Source organism: Planococcus beigongshangi (assembly GCF_016820495.1).
Classification (GTDB): Bacteria; Bacillota; Bacilli; order Bacillales_A; family Planococcaceae; genus Planococcus; species Planococcus beigongshangi.
This window is the reverse complement of the sequence record NZ_JADHDU010000002.1, coordinates 367,330-389,918: the sequence shown is the minus strand read 5'-3', so window position 1 is coordinate 389,918 and position 22,589 is coordinate 367,330. Positions and strand designations below refer to the sequence as shown.

General features: G+C 49.3%; 19 protein-coding genes and 1 other annotated feature. Of the genes, 17 read left to right on the top strand and 2 right to left on the bottom strand.

Going from position 1 to position 22,589, the window contains the following annotated elements; translation table 11 throughout:
• The 3 genes from obgE to pheA are packed head-to-tail and all read left to right on the top strand — an operon-like array spanning position 1 to position 2,639.
• The gene (obgE, locus tag IQ294_RS06065) at positions 1–1,290 is read left to right on the top strand and encodes a GTPase ObgE (RefSeq protein ID WP_203333109.1); all 1,290 of its coding nucleotides are present in this window, start codon (positions 1–3) and stop codon (positions 1,288–1,290) included.
• Between the two features lie 17 nt (positions 1,291–1,307).
• Positions 1,308–1,760, top strand: coding sequence for an ACT domain-containing protein (locus IQ294_RS06060; RefSeq protein WP_238942676.1), 453 nt, complete (start codon positions 1,308–1,310; stop codon positions 1,758–1,760).
• A gap of 15 nt (positions 1,761–1,775) precedes the next feature.
• The gene (pheA, locus tag IQ294_RS06055; protein ID WP_203333108.1) at positions 1,776–2,639 is read left to right on the top strand and encodes a prephenate dehydratase; all 864 of its coding nucleotides are present in this window, start codon (positions 1,776–1,778) and stop codon (positions 2,637–2,639) included.
• Between the two features lie 371 nt (positions 2,640–3,010).
• On the opposite strand, the gene IQ294_RS06050 is transcribed toward pheA, so the two are convergent.
• Positions 3,011–3,544: a transcription repressor NadR gene (locus IQ294_RS06050; RefSeq protein WP_203333107.1), complete on the bottom strand. Its 534-nt coding sequence runs from the start codon at positions 3,542–3,544 to the stop codon at positions 3,011–3,013.
• 124 nt (positions 3,545–3,668) lie between these two features.
• Between IQ294_RS06050 and ruvA the strand changes: the two genes are divergently transcribed.
• The 13 genes from ruvA to dtd all read left to right on the top strand — a co-directional run bounded on the left by ruvA (position 3,669) and on the right by dtd (position 19,046).
• Positions 3,669–4,268, top strand: coding sequence for a Holliday junction branch migration protein RuvA (ruvA, locus tag IQ294_RS06045; protein WP_203333106.1), 600 nt, complete (start codon positions 3,669–3,671; stop codon positions 4,266–4,268).
• A gap of 332 nt (positions 4,269–4,600) precedes the next feature.
• Entirely contained in the window at positions 4,601–5,599 is a 999-nt protein-coding gene (ruvB, locus tag IQ294_RS06040; protein WP_203333105.1) for a Holliday junction branch migration DNA helicase RuvB, read from the top strand.
• 26 nt (positions 5,600–5,625) lie between these two features.
• On the top strand, positions 5,626–6,681 hold the full coding sequence (gene queA, locus IQ294_RS06035; protein ID WP_203333330.1) for a tRNA preQ1(34) S-adenosylmethionine ribosyltransferase-isomerase QueA: 1,056 nt from the start codon (positions 5,626–5,628) through the stop codon (positions 6,679–6,681).
• On the top strand, positions 6,674–7,816 hold the full coding sequence (tgt, locus tag IQ294_RS06030; RefSeq protein WP_203333104.1) for a tRNA guanosine(34) transglycosylase Tgt: 1,143 nt from the start codon (positions 6,674–6,676) through the stop codon (positions 7,814–7,816). The genes queA and tgt overlap by 8 nt, the downstream gene beginning before the upstream one ends.
• A 35-nt stretch (positions 7,817–7,851) precedes the next feature.
• Positions 7,852–8,127 carry a preprotein translocase subunit YajC gene (yajC, locus tag IQ294_RS06025; protein ID WP_203333103.1) on the top strand — a complete coding sequence of 92 codons (276 nt, stop codon included), beginning with the start codon at positions 7,852–7,854 and terminating at the stop codon, positions 8,125–8,127.
• A gap of 91 nt (positions 8,128–8,218) precedes the next feature.
• A complete protein-coding gene (locus IQ294_RS06020) occupies positions 8,219–8,533 on the top strand; it encodes a post-transcriptional regulator (protein ID WP_203333102.1) in 315 nt (104 codons plus the stop codon).
• A gap of 71 nt (positions 8,534–8,604) precedes the next feature.
• A complete protein-coding gene (gene secDF / locus IQ294_RS06015; RefSeq protein ID WP_203333101.1) occupies positions 8,605–10,881 on the top strand; it encodes a protein translocase subunit SecDF in 2,277 nt (758 codons plus the stop codon).
• Positions 10,882–10,983: 102 nt separating this feature from the next.
• Positions 10,984–11,373 carry a LapA family protein gene (locus IQ294_RS06010; protein WP_203333100.1) on the top strand — a complete coding sequence of 130 codons (390 nt, stop codon included), beginning with the start codon at positions 10,984–10,986 and terminating at the stop codon, positions 11,371–11,373.
• 83 nt (positions 11,374–11,456) lie between these two features.
• The gene (gene recJ, locus IQ294_RS06005; protein ID WP_203333099.1) at positions 11,457–13,799 is read left to right on the top strand and encodes a single-stranded-DNA-specific exonuclease RecJ; all 2,343 of its coding nucleotides are present in this window, start codon (positions 11,457–11,459) and stop codon (positions 13,797–13,799) included.
• The gene (locus IQ294_RS06000) at positions 13,790–14,302 is read left to right on the top strand and encodes an adenine phosphoribosyltransferase (RefSeq protein ID WP_203333098.1); all 513 of its coding nucleotides are present in this window, start codon (positions 13,790–13,792) and stop codon (positions 14,300–14,302) included. Before recJ ends, IQ294_RS06000 begins: the two co-directional genes overlap by 10 nt.
• 397 nt (positions 14,303–14,699) lie before the next feature.
• The gene (locus IQ294_RS05995; RefSeq protein ID WP_203333097.1) at positions 14,700–16,244 is read left to right on the top strand and encodes a glycosyl hydrolase family 28-related protein; all 1,545 of its coding nucleotides are present in this window, start codon (positions 14,700–14,702) and stop codon (positions 16,242–16,244) included.
• 159 nt (positions 16,245–16,403) lie between these two features.
• Complete coding sequence (locus IQ294_RS05990; protein ID WP_203333096.1) at positions 16,404–18,596, top strand: RelA/SpoT family protein; 2,193 nt, start codon at positions 16,404–16,406, stop codon at positions 18,594–18,596.
• Positions 18,597–18,605: 9 nt separating this feature from the next.
• The gene (gene dtd / locus IQ294_RS05985; RefSeq protein WP_203333095.1) at positions 18,606–19,046 is read left to right on the top strand and encodes a D-aminoacyl-tRNA deacylase; all 441 of its coding nucleotides are present in this window, start codon (positions 18,606–18,608) and stop codon (positions 19,044–19,046) included.
• Between the two features lie 295 nt (positions 19,047–19,341).
• Here the strand turns inward: dtd and IQ294_RS05980 are convergent, their stop codons facing one another.
• Positions 19,342–20,874, bottom strand: a complete 1,533-nt coding sequence (locus IQ294_RS05980) for an N-acetylmuramoyl-L-alanine amidase family protein (protein WP_203333094.1) — start codon at positions 20,872–20,874, stop codon at positions 19,342–19,344.
• Positions 20,875–20,987: 113 nt separating this feature from the next.
• Positions 20,988–21,237: a binding site (T-box leader), on the top strand.
• Positions 21,238–21,264: 27 nt separating this feature from the next.
• Between IQ294_RS05980 and hisS the strand changes: the two genes are divergently transcribed.
• Entirely contained in the window at positions 21,265–22,563 is a 1,299-nt protein-coding gene (gene hisS / locus IQ294_RS05975) for a histidine--tRNA ligase (protein ID WP_284699721.1), read from the top strand.
• Positions 22,564–22,589 lie beyond the last annotated feature (26 nt).

Genomic DNA, 22,589 nt, shown 5'->3' with positions numbered 1-22,589 from the left:
ATGTTTGTCGATCACGTAAAAGTTTATGTTAGAGGTGGCGACGGCGGGGATGGCATGGTAGCATTCCGCCGCGAGAAATATGTACCGGACGGCGGACCAGCCGGCGGCGACGGCGGCAGAGGCGGTAATATCGTCTTTATCGTTGAAGAAGGTCTGCGCACGCTGATGGATTTCCGTTACAAACGGATTTTCAAAGCCGAACGCGGAACACATGGCATGAGTGCCAATAAACATGGTGCAAAAGCGGTGGATACGTATATCAAAGTTCCGCCTGGCACAGTTGTAAAAGATGCGGATACCGGCGAAACGATCGCTGACCTGGTTGAACACGGCCAGACGGCGATCATCGCAAAAGGTGGACGCGGCGGACGCGGGAACTCGCGTTTTGCTACGCCACAGAACCCAGCTCCGGAATTATCGGAAAAAGGGGAACCAGGATTTGAACGCAATGTCATCCTGGAACTGAAAGTTCTGGCAGATGCCGGCCTTGTCGGTTTCCCGAGTGTGGGTAAATCTACATTATTGTCAGTCGTTTCAGCTGCCAAACCGAAAATCGCTGAATATCATTTCACGACGATCGTGCCGAATCTCGGGATGGTTGAAACGGAAGATCAGCGCAGTTTCGTCATGGCGGATCTGCCTGGTCTGATCCAGGGTGCACATGAAGGGATCGGCCTCGGCCATCAATTCCTGCGCCATATCGAACGGACGCGGGTCATTGTCCACGTCATCGATATGTCCGGTATGGAAGGCCGTGATCCGTACGAGGATTACGTGACCATCAATGAAGAATTGAAGCAATACAATATGCGGTTGACGGAACGTCCGCAATTGATCGTTGCGAATAAGATGGATATGCCGGATGCCGAAGAAAATCTTGAAGCGTTCCGCAAGAAATTGCCGGAAGATGCGAAGATTTTCCCGATTTCAGCAATCAGCCGCCAAGGCTTGAACAATCTGTTGTTCTCGATTGCCGACCTGCTGGAAGTGACTTCGGAATTCCCGTTGATCGAAGAAGAAGTGGATGAATCGGAAAGCACGGTTCTTTACAAGCATGAAGCGGAATCGGACGGCTTCACGATCACCCGTGATCCGGACGGTGCTTATGTAATCAGCGGTTATGCGATTGAACGTTTGTTCAAGATGACCGACTTCTCACGTGAAGATTCAATTCGCCGATTTGCCCGCCAGATGCGCGGCATGGGAATCGACGATGCGCTTCGTGAACGCGGGGCAGTGGACGGCGATACGGTCCGTCTGCTTGAATTTGAGTTCGAATTTACTGAGTAAATCTGGAGGGGACATGGATGAAGGATATTTCAGAACAGCGATTTTTCTTGGTGCGTGAAGATGTATTGACCGAAGCGATGCAAAAAACGCTTGAAGTCAAAAAGATGCTGCAGCGCGCCGATATGTCGATACAGGAAGCTGTGGATAAGACTGGATTGTCCCGCTCCGCTTTTTATAAATACCGGGATGCTGTTTTCCCTTTTCACTCCATTGTCAAAGAGCGGATCTTGACGATCTTCCTTCAATTGGAAGATCGGACCGGTACGCTTGCCACCTTGATCCAGGCGGTTGCGGAAGCACGCTGCAATATCCTGACGATCCATCAGACGATTCCCATCCAGGGACGGGCAAATGTAACGCTGTCCCTCGATGTGACGGCAATGGACCAGGATCTGGATGTGTTTTTGCAGCAGCTGAAAAAATTGGATTTTGTTGAAGCGGCAGAAGTAGTGTCGAGCGGATCATTTTAATGTAGGAGTGGTTTGATGGCTGAACAGCAGACGAAAAAACGAATTTCTTTTTTGGGACCGGACGCCTCGTTCACCCATCTTGCGGCGGCAAAGGCGTTTCCGGACGGGGAATTGATCGCCTATACGACGATACCGGAAGCCATTGAAGCGGTCGCTGAAAACCGTGTGGATTATGCGGTTGTGCCGCTTGAGAATGCGCTGGAAGGATCAGTTCCGCTGACTATCGATTATTTATTCCATGAAGTGCAGCTTTATGTGACGGCCGAAGTGCTGTCGCCGATCGAGCAGCATCTGATGGTGCATCCGGATAATGCGGATTCTGACACGTTCGAAGCGATCTATTCACATCCGCATGCACTGGCGCAATGCCATAAATTCCTCTATTATACGTATAAAAATACGCCGCTCGAGCAGTATAGCTCCACGTCGGCTGCAGCCAAAATGGTCAGTGAGCTGCCGGAACGCAATATTGCGGCGATTGGCAATGAATTTTCGGCCCATAAATATGGACTAAAGATTGTCCACCGTGAAATTCATGATTTCCATTTTAACCACACGCGCTTTTTCGTGCTGTCCAAGACGAATCATCAATTGGAAAATCCTGCGCATAATGAACAGGTAAAAACCACTTTGATGATTTCACCACCGGAAGACGACCGGTCGGGTGTGCTTCACCAGGTGCTGTCGGTTTTTGCGTGGCGCCAGCTGAACTTGAGTAAAATCGAGTCGCGGCCGCTGAAGACGGGCCTCGGGAATTACTTCTTCATCGCCGATGTGCTGGACGACGAAAGTTCACCGATGATGAAAGGTGCTTTCGAGGAACTCGCCGCGCTTGGCTGTACAGTGAAAACACTGGGTTCCTATTATACCTACGAATAAAACAGGAAAGCTCCGCTGCCGGATCGGCTGCGGAGCTTTTTTCGTATTTCAGGGATTTGAAATGAAAAGCCTTCGCGTCCGCGAAGGCTCCTTTAAAGGAAGGGAGTTTTTCGCAGAGCGAAAAACATCCGATGGGGAGTGGGAGGAATGGAATGAGTGGGTGCATATTTGGGTTTAATTGGAAGAAATATTAATGGCGATCACAAATACCCGGATGCCGATCATAAAAGTGCTTATGCCGATCACAAAACCCGTTATGCCGATCACAAATGCTGAAATCACCATTTTTCATTAGGTAAACGAAGCTTCCAAGCTCTAAAACGATGAAAAACCCGCGGATTTCAACCGGATCCGCGGGAAAACGATAGATTTTATTCACTTTCATCCATTAAATAACCGGCTTCGCGCATATCTTTAATGGCCTGTTCCAAAATTGCGACGTTCGGCGCAGTGATCGTATGCAAATGCAAACCGCCTGTAAGTTCGAGCAGGTAGCTGGCGCCGGTTTCTTTGATGCGCTGCATGAACCCATCGACTTCACGGCGCGATGACACGTGGATGCCGGCAGTCAGTTCACCGTAAACCGGATGTTCGACTGTCACATCTTTGACGGTGACGCCAGCGTCCACCAGCAGATACAATTCATTCTGCGTGTCTTCCGGTTTGTGGTGGCAGGCAAGAACGCGGAAAATGTCATCGGCGCCGGTTTCACGCATATACAGATAGCCCTGGCTTGTGGCGATGATCGGTTCGCCTTTTGCTTTCAGGAGCGTCATATCACCGACGATGACCTGCCTTGACACGCCTGTCAGGTTCGCCAGTTCGCCGCCTTTCAAAGGTTCGGCTGCCGTTTTCAATTTTTCCAGCAGCAATTGTCTGCGCTCTTCTCCGAGAATTTTTTTCATGTGGATCCCTCGCTTCATTTCTTCATGAATCTAGTTTACCACAGGGTGGGGACAGCGGGTTTATTTCGTCTAAAGTGGCTGGATATGCTATAATCATAGAGTTGAATTGAAGGAGCGAATTGATATGTACGATTACATAAAAGGGCGGGTTACGCGAGTGACGCCTGAATATTTAGTGATAGAGCAGGGCGGGATCGGCTGGCAGATTTTTGCGCCGAATCCGTATTCGTTCGGCGACGACGATCTGCAGGTATTCCTGCATCATCATGTGCGGGAAGATGCGCAGCTCCTGTTCGGATTTCCGACGCTTGAGCAGCGGGAACTTTTCCGCAAGCTGATCTCGGTATCCGGCATCGGGCCGAAGGGTGCGCTGGCTATTCTGGCGAGCGGCCAGCCGCAGCATGTCATCGAAGCGATCGAGCGGGAAGACGAGTCGTATCTCGTCAAATTCCCGGGCGTCGGCAAGAAGACGGCGCGCCAGATGATCCTCGATCTGAAAGGGAAACTGGCTGAATTCTTCGGTGATCCATTTGAAGACAATGAAGAACTGGGTGGCCTCCTGACATCGGAAGACAATGAGCTTGAAGAAGCGATGCTCGCTCTCGGTGTGCTCGGCTATTCCGAACGCGAAATCAATAAAGTCAAACCGAAGCTGAAGGATCTGGACCTGAACACGGAAGGCTATATGAAGAAAGCGTTGCAGCTTCTTTTGAAGCAGGGTTGATATTAATAAATTATAATAGTTTTAAAGTCGATATTCCGCAAAACAGCTTCGCTTGCCGGGGGCTCGCGCTGAGCTAACTCGTGCTCGTTCCACTTCGCCCGAGTGGATCTCAGCACTTCACTGATCCCCAAGGCGTCTACGCTGTTTTGCTCCATATCTTCAGAGTTCCTTCTAGCGCCAGCGCGGCTCAGGACGGAGCGGAGCAATAAGACGAGTGGGTTTCTCGGCTTATTGCGGGAGCTTAGTCCAAAGCGCTGAAGCGTAATTTAATAGTAAATTATAAATAAAATAATTCATAAGCTACACACATATAAAAAAAGGAGGTGCAGACCATGGAAGAACGGGTGATTGGAAGCGAGATTTCGGAATTCGATGAGCGTTTTGAGCAGTCGTTGCGCCCGCAATACCTGTCCCAGTACATCGGGCAGCAGAAAGTGAAGCATAATCTTGAAATTTTCATCGAAGCGGCGAAGATGCGCGAGGAAAGCCTGGACCATGTGCTGCTCTACGGGCCTCCGGGTCTCGGGAAGACGACCCTTGCGGCGGTCATTGCCAACGAAATGGATGTCGGCGTCAAGATGACAAGCGGCCCTGCGATCGAACGGCCGGGGGATCTGGCGGCGATCGTTTCTTCGCTTGAACCTGGAGATGTATTATTCATCGATGAAATCCACCGGCTCAACCGGTCGATCGAAGAAGTGCTGTATCCGGCAATGGAAGATTTCTGTCTGGATATCGTTGTCGGCAAAGGACCGACAGCACGTTCAGTGCGTCTTGACCTGCCGCCGTTTACACTGATTGGCGCAACGACACGTGCCGGTGCATTGTCGGCTCCGCTGCGCGACCGTTTCGGCGTGCTTGCACGCCTCGATTATTATGATACGGAAGCTTTGACGCAGATCGTCATCCGCAGTTCGAAACTATTCGAAGCGGAAATCGATCCGAATGCGGCAGTTGAAATCGCCCGCCGTTCACGCGGCACGCCGCGTATCGCGAACCGCCTCTTAAAACGGGTCCGTGATTACGCAATGGTTCGCGGCACGGGCTCCATCACGATGGAGATGGCGGATCAGGCGCTTGAGATGCTGCAAGTGGATCCGCTCGGACTTGATCATATCGACCATAAACTGATCACCGGCATGATTACCCGGTTCCGGGGCGGCCCGGTCGGTCTCGATACGATTGCGGCAAGCATCGGCGAGGAATCGACGACGATCGAAGACGTCTACGAACCTTATTTATTGCAGATCGGCTTTATCCAGCGCACGCCTAGAGGCCGCACTGTCACTGCCACAGCTTATGAACACTTTAAAATGGAGATGCCTGAATGACAAAAACTACACAACAAACCAATTTATTGAATGTAAATGATTTTGATTTTGACCTGCCGGAAGAATTGATCGCGCAGACTCCTTTGCTCGACCGTACATCTAGCCGTCTGCTGGTCATGGATAAAGTAACGGGCAAGACCGAACACAAGCATTTCCGCGACATCATCGATTATCTGCATGAAGGCGACACGCTCGCGCTGAATGACACACGTGTTTTGCCTGCCCGCCTGATGGGGGTCAAGGAAGACACAGGTGCCAATATCGAAGTGCTTCTTTTAAAGCAAATAGAAGATGATGTCTGGGAAACGCTCGTCAAGCCTGCGAAAAAAGTGAAAGTCGGCACAGTTGTCTCATTTGGAGAAGGGCTTCTGCGTGCAGAATGCACCGGCATCCTAGACCACGGCGGCCGCCACTTCAAAATGATCTATGACGGGATTTTTTACGAAATCCTTGATCAATTGGGGGAAATGCCGCTGCCCCCGTATATCCGTGAGAAACTGGAAGACCAGGACCGCTATCAGACCGTATTCGCGAAAGAACGCGGAAGTGCAGCTGCGCCGACTGCCGGCCTTCATTTTACCGATGAATTATTGAAGGAGATCGAAGCGAAAGGTGTCAATATCGCTTTCATCACGTTGCATGTCGGCCTTGGCACATTCCGTCCGGTATCGGTCGAATCGATCGAAGACCACGAAATGCACGCTGAATTCTACCGTATCACAAAAGAGACGGCAGAACTCATCAATAACACGAAAGCGCAGGGCGGCCGCGTGATTTCGGTCGGAACCACTTCGACCCGGACGCTGGAATCCGTCGCGAATAAATTCGGCGGCGAGCTGAAAGAAGACAGCGGCTGGACGGATATTTTCATCTTTCCAGGTTACGAATTCAAGGCGATCGACGGCCTGATCACGAATTTCCATCTGCCGAAATCGACGCTGGTCATGCTGGTCAGCGCCTTATCGAACCGGGACCATATTTTGAATGCATATAATGAAGCAGTAGATGAACGTTACAGATTCTTCAGTTTTGGAGATGCCATGTTCATTGAACCACAGAAAAAGGAGAATCAACATGACTGAAGCAATCCGTTATGAACACATAAAAACTTGCAAACAGACCGGGGCGCGCCTCGGCATCGTCCACACGCCGCACGGTTCATTCGAAACACCGGCATTCATGCCGGTCGGCACCCAGGCGACCGTCAAAACGATGTCGCCGGAAGAACTGAAAGCGATGAACGCAGGAATCATCCTCAGCAACACATACCACCTATGGCTGCGTCCAGGCAATGACGTTGTCAAAGAAGCGGGCGGCCTTCATAAATTCATGAACTGGGATCGTCCGATTCTGACGGATTCCGGCGGTTTCCAGGTATTCTCGCTAAGTGAATTCCGCAACATCAAAGAAGAAGGCGTCCATTTCCGTAATCATATGAACGGTGACAAATTGTTCCTGAGTCCGGAAAAAGCGATGCAGATCCAGAACGACCTCGGCTCTGATATCATGATGGCTTTTGACGAATGCCCGCCGTATCCGGCAACACATGAATACATGAAGTCGAGTGTCGAACGTACATCCCGCTGGGCTGAACGCTGCCTGGAAGCACATGCGCGTCCGAAAGACCAGGGCTTGTTCGGTATCATCCAGGGCGGGGAATTCGAAGACTTGCGCAAACAAAGTGCGCGCGATCTCGTATCACTCGACTTCCCGGGATATGCGATCGGCGGACTTTCCGTCGGAGAACCCAAAGATGTCATGAACCGTGCGCTTGAATTTACCACACCACTTATGCCGACGGATAAACCGCGCTATTTGATGGGCGTCGGTTCACCGGATTCATTGATCGACGGTGCTATCCGCGGCATCGATATGTTCGACTGCGTATTGCCGACACGCATCGCCCGGAACGGGACTTTGATGACGAGCACAGGGCGCATGAATATTAAAAACGCTGTTTTCAAACGTGATTTCCGGCCGATCGACGAGAAATGCGATTGCTATACATGCAAAAACTATTCACGTGCGTATGTAAATCATTTGATTCGTGCAGATGAAACGTTCGGTTTGCGACTTACCAGTTATCATAATCTGCAATTTCTGTTAAACTTAATGGAACAGGTGCGCCAAGCGATTCGTGAGGACCGCCTGGGAGATTTCCGCGAGGAGTTTTTCGAGGCTTACGGCTTCAATAAACCGAACGCAAAGAATTTCTAAGTCATAGATAGAGAGTGAAAGGGGGAATATGAATAATGGAAACTTTAGTAGCATTATCACCTTTACTATTAATGTTTGTTTTGATGTGGTTCTTTATTATCCGCCCAGCACAGAAACGCCAGAAGGCTACGGCCAACATGCAGTCTGAACTTCGCCGCGGCGATCGCATCGTTACGATCGGAGGACTTCACGGGCTGGTTGACGCTGTAGATGATACGACAATCTACATCACAGTGGCAGACGGCACTCGCATGCAATTCGAACGCCAGGCAATCGCCCGCGTTGTGGATCAAGCGAAAACGACAATCTAAGAAATCTTCGCCTTCGATTTGAAGGCGATTTTTTTTAATGGCAATTCACGGATTGTTCAAAAAAATTAATCATGTTAAAGAGGGAATAAATATGCCGAAATATACAGAGCAATATGACATCGTATTGCCATTCTTGAAAAGTAAATGTGAGGAATTCCAATTTGCGGATTACGACACGTTCACGCCGGAGGATATTTGGGAATATTTGATCAAAAAGAAATGGCGAAAGAAAGACACAGGCGACATGGCGCTCCATGAAATGGTCAATGAAATCATGGAAATGCGGGCTTCGGAATTTGTCGCTTACCATCAGATAGAAGGTTTCAAAGGAGATATTTGGTTTTCTTCGGGGAATTCTGATGATCTCGACCAGCTGCTTCGGCCCACCCAGAAAAAGACAGATTGAGTTTGACACGCTTACGCGTGTGTTTCATAATGAAGTTGCTGTGTTTTTGATAATGAGGAGGAACTATACATATGAAAGCAAGAGGTCGCATATTAGCCTTTTTCTTACTGGTCATCGCACTGATAGGAATGATTGGCACGACAAGCTTACCAATAGCCAAAGACATAAAATTGGGGCTGGATCTCCAAGGTGGATTTGAAGTTCTCTATGAAGTTAAATCACTGAATGATGGACCTGAAATCACAAACGAAATTTTATCTGATACAACAGACGCCTTGACGAACCGTATCAACGTACTCGGCGTCAGTGAGCCGGTCATCCAGATTGAAGGCGATGACCGCATCCGTGTTCAGTTGGCGGGTATAGAAAATCAGTCGGAAGCACGTGAGCTGCTGTCGACGGAAGCGAATTTGACTTTCCGTGATTCGGACGACAATCTTCTGATGGATGGCTCTGACCTGAAAGAAGGCGGTGCGACCGGTACTTTCAATGAAAACGGAGCACCAATCGTGTCACTGGAATTGAATGACCCGGCGAAATTCGCTGACATTACTTCGGAGATCATGCAGCGGCCATTAGGCGACAACGTGCTGGTCATCTGGATGGACTTTGAAGAAGGCGTCGATTCCTACCAGGAAGAGCGCTTGAAAGCGGATCCGAAATTCGTTTCGGCTCCAAGTGTAACGCAACGCATCAATTCATCAAGCGTCCAGATTACCGGATCGTTCACAGTGGAAGAAACCCAGAATTTTGCGGGTATCTTGAATGCAGGTGCGCTGCCGGTGGAACTGGTTGAGATCTATTCGACTTCAGTCGGCGCCCAGTTCGGGGAAGAAGCCTTGGATAAAACGACTTTTGCCGCTGCCATCGGTATCGGGCTGGTCCTGTTGTTCATGCTTATTTTCTACCGGTTCCCTGGAATCGTTGCCGTCGTTACATTATCGACATACGTCTACCTGATCCTGTTGATCTTCAACTGGATCGGCGGTGTTCTGACATTGCCGGGTATTGCAGCGATCATGCTGGGTGTGGGGATGGCAGTCGATGCCAATATCATCACCTATGAGCGTATCCGTGAAGAAATACGGACAGGCAAATCGGTCAAAGAATCATTCCAGATCGGCGCACGTTCATCGTTCTCGGCTATCATCGATGCCAACGTGACGACGCTCCTGGCGGCTATTGTCCTGTTCTATTTCGGGACAAGTTCCGTAAAAGGATTTGCGACATTATTGATCATTTCCATTCTTGCAAGCTTCGCGACTGCAGTATGGGGTTCGAGATTGCTGCTGGGCCTTTGGGTCCACAGCGGATTCCTGGACAATAAAAAAGGCTGGTTCGGTTTGAAAGCCGATAAGATCCACGATGTGAAGGAAGAAAAACTCATCACGGATTTATCGACACCTTTCGACCGCTTCGACTTTGCAGGCAACCGCAATAAATTCTTTACCGCTTCACTTGTGCTGATTGCTGCAGGTGCCATCATAATCGGGATTTTCCAGTTAAACCTGGGGATCGATTTTGCAGGAGGCACACGGGTTGAAGTAACATCCGATTCATCTCTTACACAACAGGAAGTGGAAGAATTTCTTGGAGAAGCCGGATTCCCTTCGGAAAACGTAGTTATTTCCGGCGACACATCAAATATCGGTGTGGCCCGCTATACAGATGATTTCACACAAACTGAAATCGAGGAATTGAAACAGGCGGCGATCGACACATATGGCCAGGAGCCGAACGTTTCAACCGTTTCCAACCAGGTGGCCATCGAGCTCATTCAAAACGCATTATATGCGCTGGGGATCGCTGCGATCGGCATCATCATCTATGTGGCATTCCGTTTTGAATGGCGCATGGGTGTCGCATCAGTTGTGGCGTTGATCCATGACACGTTCTTCATCATAGCGGTATTCAGCCTGCTGCGCCTTGAAGTTGATATTACATTCATCGCGGCTGTGTTGACGATCGTCGGTTATTCCATCAATGACACGATCGTCACCTTCGACCGGATCCGTGAGAATATGAAGACGATGAAAAAAATCGAGACAGTCGATCAATTGGAGAACGTGGTCAACGTTTCCCTTCGCCAGACGCTCATCCGTTCGGTCAATACGGTTTTGACCGTGGTGCTGGTTGTAGTGGCATTATTGATCTTCGGTGCACCATCCATCACGAACTTCTCGATCGCATTGCTGATCGGTTTGATCGCCGGCACGTATTCATCCATCTTCATCGCAGCCCAGCTGTGGCTCGTACTGAAGAAAAAAGAGCTGAATAAAAAAGGGCCGATCGATATCGAGAAGCAGGAACAGGAAAGCAAATGGGGTTCTGACGAGCCGGTCGTTTAAATAAGGGCGGCTTCAGCCTGAACGTTTATAAAGGAAACGGAACAGGGTATAGTAAAAACGACCCTGTTCCATTTTTTTATTTTCAGAAAGGAGTTGTTTAACATGAAAATGCAATGGCTTATCTTACTTGCACTTATATTTGCCGTTATCATCGCCGTTTTTGCAGTGGTTAACGTAGATGCGGTTCCTGTCGACTATATTTTCGGCGAGACTGAATTTCCCTTGATCCTGGTCATTCTGGCTTCTGCGCTTCTCGGCTTTTTACTGAGCGGGGTGGTGGCGATCGCCAGAACCTATTCGCTCCAGCGCAAAGTCAAAGCACTCCAGAAAGAAATGGCTGTCAAGGAATCCCTGATCGCCACGCAGCAAAATGAAATTTCCGAATACCAGAAAGCGGGCGTTGTGCCTGATGCCCAAATTGTCACAAATGAAGAAAAGCCTGTGGCCACGCATGCGGACGAATTTGGCCGCGAACCTAAAAGCGATCTCTGAAAAAGAAACCTTTCGGCATTTGCGCCGAAAGGTTTTTGTCTGCCGTCATTTCTTGTATAATGGGCAGTGAGGAAGTGACTGATATGATAGAATCCAAAAAAAGATGGCGTTTGACAGAGCCTGATGAACAGGCAGTCCAGTCGATCCAACGCGAATTAGCCATTTCTTCTGTGCTGGCTAAAATCCTGGTGACCCGGGGGATCGGCACAGCTGAAGAAGCACGCGCGTTTATGGCGACAGATCCTTCTGCCATACATAACCCTTATTTGATAAAAGATATGGACATTGCTGTGGAGCGGATCCGCAGAGCTGTCGACAATCAGGAAAAAATCCTTGTCTATGGCGATTACGATGCGGATGGTGTCACAAGCACCGCCGTCATGATGACAGTTCTGCAGGATTTGGGAGCAGATGTTTCATTCGTCATCCCGAACCGTTTTAAGCACGGCTATGGACCGAATAAAGAATTGTTCCAGCAGGCGTACGATAACGGCGTCCAATTGATCATCACGGTCGATAACGGAATTTCAGGCATCGAGCAAGTCGACTTTGCAGTAGGGCTTGGCATGGATGTGATCATCAGCGATCACCACGATATCGGGCAGACGATGCCGAATGCGCTGGCAATCATCCACCCGCGTCATCCTGAAGGGAATTATCCTTTCGGTGAACTGGCTGGAGTCGGTGTGGCATTCAAAATAGCGCATGCATTGTATGAAGAAATGCCGGATCATCTGCTTGAACTGGTAGCCATCGGCACGATTGCGGATCTGGTGCCGATGCATGGGGAAAACAGGATTTTCGTCAAAGAAGGTTTGCTGGCACTTCGCGATACACCACGTCCGGCAATCGGCGCCCTTGCGGAAGTTGCCGGCATCAAACAGGAAGAAATCAACGAAGAAACGATCGGTTTTACGTTCGGTCCCCGGATCAACGCAATCGGCCGGCTGCAGGATGCCGGCCCGGCAGTCCATATGCTGCTGACGGAAGATCCGTCGCAGGCACGTTCACTCGCTGATGGCCTGGATGTGCTCAATAAAGAACGGCAGGCGATCGTGAAGACGATTGCGGATGAAGCGATTGCGCAAGTCGAATCCATGTATCCGGATGGTCCGCCGCACGTCATCATTGTGGCTAAGGAAGGCTGGAATCCGGGAGTCGTCGGGATTGTGGCTTCAAAACTGGTCGAAAAATATTACCGGCCGACCATCGTTCTATCGCTGGATCCGGAGACGGGCAAAGCGAAGGGGTCAGCCCGGAGCATTGAAGGGTTCCATCTGTATAATGAACTGGCTGAAAACCGCGAAATCCTTGCAGCGTTCGGGGGCCATCCGATGGCTGCCGGCATGACGCTGGAAGCTGACAATGTAGATGAACTTCGCGGGCGTTTGAATAAGCAGGCCGAAGCGGTCCTTACTTCGGAAGATCTGGTGCCGGTCGTAGACATAGACATCCCGGTGGAGCTAACGGAAATCAGTACGGAAACGATCGAATCCATGCGCTATCTAGCTCCGTTCGGCATGGGCTTCGCTAAACCGAAGTTCTATATCAAAGGTGTCAAAGTGACGTCTATCCGCAAAATCGGCGCGGCACAGAACCATTTGAAGATTGAACTCGCTTCGGCTGATTCGTCACTGGACGCTGTCGGTTTCGGCATCGGGGAAATCGGAGATCAGCTGACGCCTGATGTGTTGATCGATGTCATCGGCGATTTGCAGATAAATGAATGGAATGGCCGAAAAAAAGCGCAGATGCTGATAGAGGACATCCGTACGGATCAATGGCAGCTGTTTGATATCCGCGGCATTCGCCAAGTATCAAGATGGTCGAAATTGATTCCGGAAAAAGATCAGGTCTACCTGGCATTCCATCCGGAAACTGTGGCAGTTTATCGAACATTGATCCAGCATCCGATTCATACCATCGACACGATTGGAAAAGCCGACGGGGCCGTCCATCATCTTGTGCTCCTCGACCTGCCGGAATCGGAAGCGCAATTGGAATCCGTTTTGGACCAGCTTAGTCCGAAGCGCATCTACGCGCATTTCTATGCGAAGGAATCACAGTATTTCGAACAGATTCCTCCCCGTGACCAATTTGCCTGGCTGTTTGCTTTCATTAAAAAAAGAGGGTCATTCGACTTCAAAAAGCATTGTGACGAACTCGCCAAGCATAAAGGGTGGACGCGGGATTCATTATTTTTCATGTTGCAGGTGTTTTTTGAACTCGGTTTTGTTACACTTAACAATGGACTTACTGAGATTGCAGAATCTCCGGGCAAACGAGATCTGGCAGAAGCGCCAAGCTATAAGAAGCGCGAACAGCAGATTGCCTTGGAACAGAAGCTTCTGTATGCATCTTATAAAGACTTAAAAGAGTGGTTTGACGCGAAAGTGTCTGCCAAGGAGGAACAGTTATGGATTTAAAAGAGTATATTACGATTGTTGAAGATTGGCCGAAACCAGGAATCCAGTTCAAAGATATCACTTCGTTGATGGATGACGGAAAAGCTTATAAATATGCAACGGACCAGATTGTTGAATACGCAAAAAAAGTGGATGCCGACATCATCGTCGGACCGGAAGCCCGCGGATTCATCATCGGCTGCCCAGTGGCATATGCACTCGGACTCGGTTTTGCGCCTGTCCGCAAAGAAGGCAAATTGCCGCGCGAAGTCATTCGCGAGGAATACGGCCTTGAATACGGCAAAGACGTTTTGACGATGCACAAAGATGCGATCAAACCGGGTCAGCGCGTGCTGATTACAGATGATCTTCTGGCAACCGGCGGAACGATCGAAGCAACGATCAACCTTGTCGAAAAACTCGGCGGTATCGTGGCCGGCTGTGCATTCCTGATCGAATTGACATATCTGGATGGCCGTGACAAATTGAACGGCTATGACGTTTGCACATTATTGAAATACTGATGGAATAAAGACGGCCCGGAGCGCAGATTGCGTTTTGGGCTGTTTTTTGTATTGTAAAGTGGCGTTGGCGGGGGTTTATGGCTGGATATATTTTCTTTATTATAAAGCTCAATGAGATTGTCTTGCACTGCTGCAGATTTATGTGCGGAAATGAAAGTTTATCTGCGGTAAACTGAATTTATGTGCGGAAAACGATACTTTGTGTGCGGAGAATTCAATTTATGTGCGCTAAGATAATTATGAGATGTTTTATTAATGGGCTCACCTCAAAGAAAAGAGGATGAACTATTTGTGTCAAATATTTCCAAAAAACGCATCTCATCTCTGCACATTCCAAAAAGAATGTTTTATTGTCCAGCGGGTATGGAAAGTAAAAGCGAAATGAAGAGGTGACCGTATGCTGAAATGGGATGAAAATCATTATCCGGCAAATAATGGCCGTTTGATCGATATGCTGCTCGGAACGGAAGGGAAATTAGAAGAAATTACAAAGGAGACACAGAATTTATTCACACAGATCCGCAAACCGGTGAATCGGCAATCGAGCGGACAAAAAAGAACATGGCTCGAGGGGATGTGGTCACCGCTTTCCAAGGATTTCATCGTCGACAATAAAAAAGAAATCGGATTTGAAGTGGAGGGAGAGGCTATTTCCCCTTTTTGGAAAAATGAGCTGGACAACCAGTATGACAGGCTGCAGGAAGTGGCAGGGAATTTCATCTCTGTGACTGCTTTTGGTGCAATTGGCGATGGCCGGACCGATTCAACTCAGGCATTTAAGAAAGCCCTCGGCACAGGAGGCCGGAATATCTATGTGCCGGAAGGGGTGTATGTCGTCAGAGGCATCAGACTGCCATCATGGACGAGGCTGATGGGAGCGGGCAAAGGCAAGGCGGTCATCCGCCTTCACGACAAGGCGCCGAGACGCCGAACGCTCATCACCAATAAAAATCCGTTATCCGGCAATCGCAATATTGCGGTGGAGGGGCTTACGCTCGACTGGAACCTGGAGCGGCTGCCAGCTGATATGAAATCTGCAAGCGGCAATAATCTGTCCAGCTGCCTGAAATTCGCGAATGTCACATTTGGCTGGGTCAAAGAAGCCGAAGCCATCAATCCAGGCCTTCATTGCTTCGATATTTCTTCTGCTCTCTACAGCTATGCTGGCGATGGAACGGCTGCGAAAGGCGGCAGCAGCTATGTCTGGCTGGACCGGGTCACCGGCTCCGGTTTCGGAGATGACGGAGTGACGACGCATCACAGCGATCACATCTTCATCTCGAACAGCCATTTCCGGGATCCGGGCGGCCGCTCCCATAAAAGCGGTTCGTCAAATTCGAATGGCATCGAGATAGATGACGGCTCACGCCATGTCTGGCTTTCGAATAATTCCAGCACCCGCTGCTTCGGCGGTGTCGAGATCAAAGCGCATCAAACTTCTTCTGCCGCGTCGGGTGTCCATATTTCCGGCCATCTTTCAGTGAATGACAACAGGGCGTTCAATTTCCGTCATATCGGCCACCATCATCCGGATGATGCGGAATCCGTGTCAGCCTATAATATCACTGCTCAAAAACTGGTCGCGATCCATCCGGTGTGCTCCGAGCTGTACCGATCTTCCGCGCCTCGTGCGCTGGTCGTATCCGGCTACCGTAATGTGGTCATCAATCATTTTTTATTCGCTGGAGACCCTTTCTACGATTATAAGGGGCAGACGGCCGCTTCGATTCAGTTCCGCGCTGCGAATGTCGTGTTGGCAAACGGTGTGTTTCAGGGATTCCGAAACGCAAAAACCGATATTTCCGTTGCTTCAGATTCAAATAATGTACAAAATGTGCTGGTGAAAAATATTCATTCATCGGATTCTGCACCGGAAATCATCAGATTAGGAAAAGACGAATCGGCAGTTACACTGGAAAATTTGGTTAAAATCAAAAACTGACCGCGATGAAAAAGCAGTTATACTGGTTTAATTTTACAAATTATGTAAACGGTTATGAACATTTATTGAGCATACGGCAACTAAACTTTACACTGTCCCCAATGTTTTCTATAATATATAGATATACTTTTCGAAAAAAGAGGAGCAAGGTGGGCGATTATGGCGAAAGACCAAGTAAAAACAGCAGAAGATGTATTTGATATCGTTGCTTCGTATATGAATGAGAAAAATGTTGAAATGATCCGAAGAGCGTATCATGTAGCATATGATGCCCATATGGGACAGTTCCGGAAATCCGGAGAACCTTATATCGTCCATCCGGTCCAGGTTGCGGGGATCCTTGCGGAACTGGAAATGGACCCGGCTACAGTGGCAGCCGGTTTTTTGCATGACGTCGTGGAAGATACACCTGTAAGCCGCGAAGACATTGTCCGTGATTTTGATGAGGAAGTGGCGTTGCTCGTCGATGGCGTAACGAAACTCAGCAAGATCAAATATATGTCCAAAGAAGAGGAACAGGCGGAAAATCACCGCAAGATGTTCGTCGCGATGGCGCAGGACATCCGTGTCATCCTGATCAAACTCGCCGACCGCCTCCACAATCTCCGAACGTTAAAATACCAGACTGCAGAGAAACAGCGCATCAAGGCCAATGAAACACTCGAAATTTTTGCGCCGATTGCTCATCGCCTGGGGATCAATACCATTAAATGGGAACTTGAAGATACGGCTCTGCGCTATCTCAATCCGCAGCAATATTACCGCATCGTTAACCTGATGAAGAAAAAACGCACAGAACGTGAAGAATATCTGAATAATGTCATGGGGGAGATCCGCGTCCAGCTGGAAGAAGTGGATATCAAAGCGGATCTTTTCGGACGTCCGAAACACATTTACAGCATTTATAAAAAAATGGCGGTGCAGAACAAACAGTTCAACGAGATCTATGATTTATTGGCTGTTCGCATTACGGTGGAAAGCATCAAAGACTGCTATGCCGTACTTGGGATCATCCATTCGACATGGAAACCGATGCCGGGCCGTTTCAAGGACTATATTGCCATGCCGAAACAGAATCTTTATCAATCGCTCCATACGACTGTCATCGGACCTCAGGGAGATCCGCTGGAAGTGCAGATCCGTACGGAGGAAATGCACCGGATCGCCGAGTACGGGGTGGCGGCGCACTGGGCTTATAAAGAAGGTAAAACTTCGGTCAAACCTGCCAGCTCTGTCGATTCACGCCTGTCCTGGTTCCGCGAAATCCTTGATTTCCAGAACGAATCTGACAACGCCGAGGAATTCATGGAGTCGCTTAAATTCGACTTGTTTTCCGATATGGTCTATGTATTCTCGCCGAAAGGTGACGTGATTGAAATGCCGGCCGGCTCATGCCCGATCGATTTCGCCTACCGGGTGCACTCGGAAATCGGCAACCGGACGATCGGGGCCAAAGTGAACGGCAAGATGGTGCCGCTCGATACCCAGCTTAATACGGGGGACATCGTCGAGATCCTCACATCGAAGCAATCTTTCGGCCCTAGCCGTGACTGGCTGAAAATCGCTAAGTCCACACAGGCGAAAAATAAAATCCGCCAATTCTTCAAAAAGCAATTGCGTGAAGACAATGTGCAAAAAGGCAAGGAAATGATCGAGCGCGAAATCAAAGCGCAGGAATTCGTGCCGAAAGAAATCCTGACGAATGAAAACATCAAACGTGTCTGTGAAAAATTCAATTTCGCCGGCGAAGATGATATGTACGCGGCAGTCGGCTTTACCGGCATAACAGCCCAGCAGGTCGTCAATCGCCTCGCAGAAAAAGAGCGCAAGAAACGGGAGCAGGAAGAAGCGCTGGAAAAAATCACGGTCGAGATGAAATCGAACACACCGCGCAAACAGACGGAATCCGGCGTCATCGTCCGCGGCATCGATAACATGATGATCCGTTTGTCGAAATGCTGCAATCCTGTACCTGGTGATGCCATCATCGGTTTCATTACCAAAGGGCGGGGCGTTTCGGTTCACCGTGCAGACTGCCCGAATGTCCATGCTGATGAAACTGACCGGCTCATCCCGGTTGAATGGGAGAACGCTGAGACGCCTGAGAACAAATCGTATCAGATCGATATTGAAGTGGAAGCGTTCGACCGGGTCGGCCTGATCAATGAAGTCATGCATATGGTCAGCGAAACGAAAACGACGATCGTTGCGGTAAGCGGCCGGGCTGACACGAATAAAATAGCGACCATCAATCTGTCGATCATGATTCCTCATATTACCCATCTGAACCGGGTAGTGGAACGGATCAAACAATTGCCGGATGTCTATGCCGTGAAACGGGTCATGAACTAAGGAGGAACTATGCGAGTCATTTTACAGCGAAGCAAGGAAGCAGCTGTGACTGTGGATGGCAGCGTGACCGGAGCTATCGATTCCGGCTACGTGCTGCTCGTCGGCATCACTCACGAAGATACAGAAAAAGACGCCGATTATTGCGCGCGTAAAATTGCCCAGATGCGGATCTTTGAAGATGAAGAAGGGAAGATGAACCGCTCAATTTTTGAAGCCGGCGGTGCCATCCTCTCCATTTCACAGTTCACGCTCTACGGCGATATCCGGAAAGGGCGCAGGCCGAGCTTTGTCGAAGCGGCGCGTCCGGAAAAAGCGGAACCGTTATGGCATTATTTCAATGAAGCATTGCGCAGTGAAGGCTTGAAAGTCGAAGAAGGCGTTTTTGGTGCCATGATGGACGTGAAACTGGTCAATGACGGCCCCGTAACACTGATTGTGGAATCCAACTAAATGCAGGGCGCGGAGTGCAAATGGCTCCGCGTCTTTTTTGTGGAAATAATTAGAATTCTGCAAATCCAATTAGGTTTATTGCTGACCGCAACAAAAATGACGACAACCGCAACAAACTGGCGAATAACCGCAATAAAATCGCTGTAAACCGCAACTCAAATGCCGATAACCGCAACTCAGAAAAAATAAATGTTTTATTTATCCAAAAAAATTTTTCGTAACCTCATTTCCAGTTAGGAAATAATTCTTATATCGCCGACCACAAGAAAAAGCTGCCCCGAAGGACAGCTTTTTTCTAATTCTCCAATTGCGCATCGAAATAATTGATCAATCCCTGATACAGCCCCAGTGCAGCCTGTTCCCGGAACTGGGCGGACGAGACGATGCGCTCTTCGCTGTAATTCGACAGGAATCCAAGTTCCACCAGCACGGCTGCCTGACGATTCTCACGCAGGACGAGATAATTGCCGCGCTGAACGCCGCGGTCACGGAGCGTCAGTTTTTTCCCCAGGCCGTCATTGAGATAGGCGGCAAGTTCCTTTTGATAATCATGCATATAATAGGACGTGAAGCCGGAGACGCTATTGTCCATCGTAGAATCATAATGGATGCTGATAAACGCGTCCGCCGCTGAAGTATGCGCTTCTGCCACACGTTTTCGCAGATCGACATAAACATCGGACTGGCGGGTCATCAGCACTTCGGCGCCAGCTGCCTGCAAATGATTCGATAACAGTTCAGCGGTTTTCAGCGTCAACCCTTTTTCTTCAGTTTTGCGCACGCCGACTGTACCGCCGTCATTGCCGCCATGTCCGGGATCCAGCACAATCGTCAAACCGTTGAGCGTCCCTTTTTTACGGGCTGGTTTTTCTTCTTCAGCTGAGGTTTCCTGCGCCCCGTCTGTTACGACCCACGAGGCAATAAAACCGGTGCCGCCGCCAGACAACTGGACCTGATACCAGTCGCCTTGCTTGGCAAGGACGGGAAGTTGATCGCCGGCATTCACGCGGGCGGCCACTTCAGAAGAAGTGGAAGCCTGTGACCGGACATTCGTGCCGTTGGTCTGAACCGTCACCGTCTTGACACTGGTGTCGGATTTCGTTTCGGCGGTCTGGTTGGAGAGATGGCCATAGAATGAATAGACCCAGCCGGTTTTATCATTTTCCAGCTGAATCTTCACCCAGTTGCCTGCAAGTTCAAGAACCGGATAAATCTCGCCTTTTTTGACAGAACCCTGTTTTGCAGAACTTAAGTCAGCTTTTTTGCGTACATTCAGCACATCCACTGCAATTTCAATTGAAGCCACGTCGCTTGAAGCAGGAGCCGGGTTGGCGTTGGTGATGTTGTTGATGCTTATGTATTGTTCCGAAACGAATCCGCGGACTCCGCGGAATTCCACTTCAACCCAGCCGTTCGCATCACTGATGACATTCGCCTGTTCGCCGGCGTTCATCTGTGTTAACACAGAGGATGAAAGATCGGGCTGTGAACGGACATTCAAGCGGTTTACGGATGACACTGCCGTTTTGGCAGCTGCCGCTTCAGCTGTTTCTGAACTTTTCGTCAGCCACGAGGCGATCCAGCCGGTTTCGCCATTGACCTCGATTTCAATCCAGTCTCCGCTTCTCGACAGCCCATTGACTGCGTCGCCTTCTTTCATCGAAGCGATGACAGGGTAACTGAGACCCGGGCCGCTTCTGACATTGATGGAAGCCTCCGCCACTTCTATGCCGGTATTGGCGGAAACAGCGTAGTCATTGCTGAATGGCAAAGCCTGTGAAACCAATAAAATAAGAATTATGTATGCAATTGAAGTTCTTCGCTTCATACAGCACCTCCTCTATGGAACTTATTTTTTATTTTAGCAAAGAATTCAGCCGAAATGTGAAAAAGGTTGACAAGGTGCATAGGAAAATTTAAGATTAAGCTTATTATATGAAATAAACGCCGATGACGAAGAAAGTAACTGCATGATTGGCTGATAAGAGAGGGGAAGTCCCAGGCTGCAAGCTTCCCTGCAGAAATATGTGGTGAACAACACTTAAGAGGCTCTTTTCTGAAAGCTGCGGGCATTTGTCTGCAATTAGTAGGAAAGGACGGAACCGGTCGTTATCCGGAATGAGAGGGTGCGTTTTTTCGCATCAACTAGGGTGGAACCGCGGAAGCTTGGATACAGGCTCTCGTCCCTTGCGCAAGCAAGGGGCGGGAGCTTTTTTGTATGGAAAAAAGAGGAGTGGAACAAATGGCCAATAATATTCAATTGCCGCGCGGCACTTATGATGTGCTGCCGGAACAGTCCGCCAAATGGCAGGAAGTGGAACAAAAGATCAATGAACTTTGCAGACTGTATCAATACAAGGAAATCCGTACACCGATTTTCGAGCATACGGAATTATTCCAGCGTGGTGTCGGTGATACGACGGATATCGTCCAAAAAGAGATGTATACATTCCAGGACCGCGGCGATCGCTCGCTGACGCTTCGTCCGGAAGGCACTGCTTCAGTGGTGCGGGCTTATGTGGAGAATAAATTATTCGGCTTGCCGGATCAGCCGGTGAAACTGTCCTATATGGGTCCGATGTTCCGTTATGAGCGTCCACAAGCCGGCCGTACACGCCAGTTCGTCCAATTCGGCGTCGAAGCGATCGGCTCGAAAGATCCGGCGATCGATGCGGAAGTCATTTCCCTGGCAATGGAAGTCTATCGTTCAGTCGGACTGAAACAGCTCCGCCTGGTCATCAATTCACTTGGTGACACGGAAAGCCGCATCTCCCATAAAGAAGCGCTGATTAAACACTTCGAACCGAGGATCGATGAATTCTGCGGAGACTGCCAGTCGCGTTTGACGAAAAATCCGCTTCGCATCCTTGATTGCAAAGTGGACCGCAATCACGAGTTGATGGCGACGGCACCTTCACTGGCAGATTACTTGAACGATGAATCCCGGGTTTATTTTGATGGTGTCAAATCATACCTGGAAGCACTTGGCATCGACTATGTGGTGGATCCGAACCTGGTGCGCGGACTGGATTATTATAACCACACAGCATTCGAGATCATGAGTGATGCAGAAGGGTTCGGCGCCATCACGACTCTATGCGGCGGCGGACGCTATAATGGTCTGGTTGAAGATCTTGGCGGACCTGAATCTCCGGGAATCGGCTTCGCGATGAGTATCGAACGCCTGCTGCTCGCTTTGGAGATGGAAGGAGTCGAAATCGGCCAGGCTTCTGATTTGGAAGTCTATGTAGTTGCGATGGACGAATCGACGAAGAATAAAGCATTCACAGTTGTGCGCGATCTGCGTATGAACGGCATTTCGGCAGACATGGATTTCAACGGGCGCAAAGTCAAAGCTCAAATGAAGTCAGCTGACCGTAAAAAATCCGCCTACGTCATTGTCATCGGTGAAACAGAACTCGAAAGCGGGAAAGTCGCTCTGAAGTCGATGGCAACAGGTGAGCAGCAGGAACTCGAGTTTGAGGAGCTTGCACAAGCCATTCTGGAGAACCGTTAAATAGACGATCTTTATTTATATAGAAG

What these genes read in the sequence shown, in the direction of transcription:
- obgE (WP_203333109.1), top strand. Translation starts at nt 1, where the DNA reads ATGTTTGTCGATCACGTAAAAGTTTATGTTAGAGGTGGCGACGGCGGG.
- IQ294_RS06060 (WP_238942676.1), top strand. Translation starts at nt 1,308, where the DNA reads ATGAAGGATATTTCAGAACAGCGATTTTTCTTGGTGCGTGAAGATGTA.
- pheA (WP_203333108.1), top strand. Translation starts at nt 1,776, where the DNA reads ATGGCTGAACAGCAGACGAAAAAACGAATTTCTTTTTTGGGACCGGAC.
- IQ294_RS06050 (WP_203333107.1), bottom strand. Translation starts at nt 3,544, where the DNA reads ATGAAAAAAATTCTCGGAGAAGAGCGCAGACAATTGCTGCTGGAAAAA.
- ruvA (WP_203333106.1), top strand. Translation starts at nt 3,669, where the DNA reads ATGTACGATTACATAAAAGGGCGGGTTACGCGAGTGACGCCTGAATAT.
- ruvB (WP_203333105.1), top strand. Translation starts at nt 4,601, where the DNA reads ATGGAAGAACGGGTGATTGGAAGCGAGATTTCGGAATTCGATGAGCGT.
- tgt (WP_203333104.1), top strand. Translation starts at nt 6,674, where the DNA reads ATGACTGAAGCAATCCGTTATGAACACATAAAAACTTGCAAACAGACC.
- yajC (WP_203333103.1), top strand. Translation starts at nt 7,852, where the DNA reads ATGGAAACTTTAGTAGCATTATCACCTTTACTATTAATGTTTGTTTTG.
- IQ294_RS06020 (WP_203333102.1), top strand. Translation starts at nt 8,219, where the DNA reads ATGCCGAAATATACAGAGCAATATGACATCGTATTGCCATTCTTGAAA.
- secDF (WP_203333101.1), top strand. Translation starts at nt 8,605, where the DNA reads ATGAAAGCAAGAGGTCGCATATTAGCCTTTTTCTTACTGGTCATCGCA.
- IQ294_RS06010 (WP_203333100.1), top strand. Translation starts at nt 10,984, where the DNA reads ATGAAAATGCAATGGCTTATCTTACTTGCACTTATATTTGCCGTTATC.
- recJ (WP_203333099.1), top strand. Translation starts at nt 11,457, where the DNA reads ATGATAGAATCCAAAAAAAGATGGCGTTTGACAGAGCCTGATGAACAG.
- IQ294_RS06000 (WP_203333098.1), top strand. Translation starts at nt 13,790, where the DNA reads ATGGATTTAAAAGAGTATATTACGATTGTTGAAGATTGGCCGAAACCA.
- IQ294_RS05995 (WP_203333097.1), top strand. Translation starts at nt 14,700, where the DNA reads ATGCTGAAATGGGATGAAAATCATTATCCGGCAAATAATGGCCGTTTG.
- IQ294_RS05990 (WP_203333096.1), top strand. Translation starts at nt 16,404, where the DNA reads ATGGCGAAAGACCAAGTAAAAACAGCAGAAGATGTATTTGATATCGTT.
- dtd (WP_203333095.1), top strand. Translation starts at nt 18,606, where the DNA reads ATGCGAGTCATTTTACAGCGAAGCAAGGAAGCAGCTGTGACTGTGGAT.
- IQ294_RS05980 (WP_203333094.1), bottom strand. Translation starts at nt 20,874, where the DNA reads ATGAAGCGAAGAACTTCAATTGCATACATAATTCTTATTTTATTGGTT.
- hisS (WP_284699721.1), top strand. Translation starts at nt 21,265, where the DNA reads ATGGAAAAAAGAGGAGTGGAACAAATGGCCAATAATATTCAATTGCCG.